The following is a 1,967-nucleotide window of genomic DNA, read 5'->3' as shown; positions in this document are numbered from 1 at the left end:
GGCGCCGACGCGGCGGCCGCGCGCGCGGTCGCGGCGCGCGACGCGTTCTTCCCGACCGGCGACCCGACCGTGGCCGCCGAGGACCGCCCGGCGCGCGCGAGCAACAACTGGGCGGTCGCGCCGCGCCGCACCGCGGCCGGGCACGCGCTGCTGGCCGGCGACCCGCACCTGGAGCTGACGCTGCCGTCGATCTGGTACGAGGCGCACCTCGTCGTGCCGGGGAAGCTCGACGTCTACGGCGTGACGATCCCGGGGCTGCCGGGGATCGTGATCGGCTTCAACCGCGACGTCGCGTGGACGTTCACCAACACCGGCGCCGACGTCCTCGACTTCTTCGCCGAGGAGGTCGACGACCCCGCGCGCCCGCGCCGCTACCGCGTGGACGGCGCGTGGCGCCCCGTGCAGGAGCGCGTCGAGACCTACCGCGGCAAGGACGGCGAGATCGTCGCGGTGGACACGCTGCGCTTCACGCACCGCGGGCCGCTGCGGCGCGACAGCGCGTTCGCCCCCGGCGCGTCGCCGCGCTGGCTGTCGATGCGGTGGACGGTGCTCGACCCGTCGGACGCGCTGGTACCGTTCCGCGAGGGGTCGCACGCCACCACCGCGCGCGGCTTCCTCGACGCGCTGGCGGCGGGGTACTTCTCCCCCGCGCAGAACATGCTCGCCGCCGACCGCGCGGGGACGATCGGCATCCGCTCGACGGGGCGCTTCCCGCTGCGCGCCGGCGACGGCTCCGGCTTCGTGGTGCGCGACGGGCGGCGCTCGGCCAACGACTGGCGCGGCTGGCTCCCGGTCGCGCGCTACCCGCAGGCGGTCGACCCGGCGCAGGGCTTCCTCGCGTCGGCCAACCAGCAGCCCGTCGACCCGGCGACGACGGGCGACTGGTGGGGCGGGGGATACGACCCGTGGCGCGCGCTGCGCATCAACGCGCTGCTGCGCGCCGACAGCGCGGTGACCCCCGAGACGATGCGCCGCTGGCAGACGGACCCGGGGAGCGCGCGCGCCGACCTGTTCGCGGCGCGCTTCCTCGCGGCCGCCGAGCGCGGGGCGGCGGCGGGCGGCGCCGAGGCGGCGCGGCTGCGCGAGGCGGCGCGGCTGCTCGCGCAGTGGGACCGGCGCTACGTGCGCGACAGCCCGCGCGCCGCGCTGTTCGAGCAGGCGATGCGCGAGCTGGTCGACCGCACGTGGGACGAGCTGGTCGGCCCCGCGGGGCGCCGCGTCGCCACCCCGGCCACCGCGATCCTCGCCGCGCTGCTCGCCGACCCGGCGAACGCGTGGTGGGACGACCGCCGCACGCGCGGGCGCGTCGAGGACCGCGACGCGCTGCTGGCCGCGAGCCTGCTGGCGGCGCACGACACGCTGGTGGCGCGCCGCGGCGCCCCCGACGCGGGCGGGTGGGCGTGGCACGAGGTGCGGCAGGCGAACATCCACCACCTGCTGCGCCTCCCCGCGCTGTCGCGCCTCGGGCTGCCGGTGCGGGGCGGGCCGGGGACGCTCAACCCGTCGTCGGGCGCGGGGACGCACGGCGCCAGCTGGCGCATGGTGGTCGAGCTGGGCCCCGAGGTGCGCGCGTGGGTGACGTACCCGGGCGGGCAGACCGGCGACCCGTCCGACCCGCACTACACCGACCGGCTGCCGCGCTGGCTGGCCGGCGAGCTCGAGCCCGCACGCGTGCCGCGCGCCGCCGACGCGCTCCCCGACGCGCAGCGCACCCGCGCGCTCGACCTCACCCTCGCGCCCCGTCGCTGACATGGCGTTCCTGCGTGTGGCGCTGTGGGCCGCGCTGATCGCCCTCGCGACGCGACTGGTCGGCTGGTGGGGGGTGCCGCCGGTCGCGGCGGCGGCGGTGATCGTCCCGGCGGCCGGGCGCACCAGCGCCGGCGCCGCCGCGCTCGCCGCCGCGCTGGGGTGGGGGGCGGTAAGTCGGATCGTAGCCATGTCGTTCTGTGAGCCAAGGGGTTGAGACC

The 1,967-nt window shown here is 78.4% G+C and carries 2 protein-coding genes; both read left to right on the top strand.

Translation table 11 applies throughout. The features are described 5' to 3' along the window. Positions 1-1,749 (top strand): penicillin acylase family protein (locus PYV61_RS24765; RefSeq protein WP_275836552.1); only part of this gene is annotated, 1,749 nt, incomplete at its 5' end. A gap of 1 nt (position 1,750) precedes the next feature. Further along, a complete protein-coding gene (locus PYV61_RS24760; RefSeq protein ID WP_275836551.1) occupies positions 1,751-1,963 on the top strand; it encodes a hypothetical protein in 213 nt (70 codons plus the stop codon). Positions 1,964-1,967: the final 4 nt, after the last annotated feature.

This window comes from Roseisolibacter sp. H3M3-2 (genome assembly GCF_029211165.1).
Lineage (GTDB): Bacteria > Gemmatimonadota > Gemmatimonadetes > Gemmatimonadales > Gemmatimonadaceae > Roseisolibacter.
This window is presented reverse-complemented; position numbering and strand designations above follow the sequence as displayed.

What these genes read in the sequence shown, in the direction of transcription:
- PYV61_RS24760 (WP_275836551.1), top strand. Translation starts at nt 1,751, where the DNA reads ATGGCGTTCCTGCGTGTGGCGCTGTGGGCCGCGCTGATCGCCCTCGCG.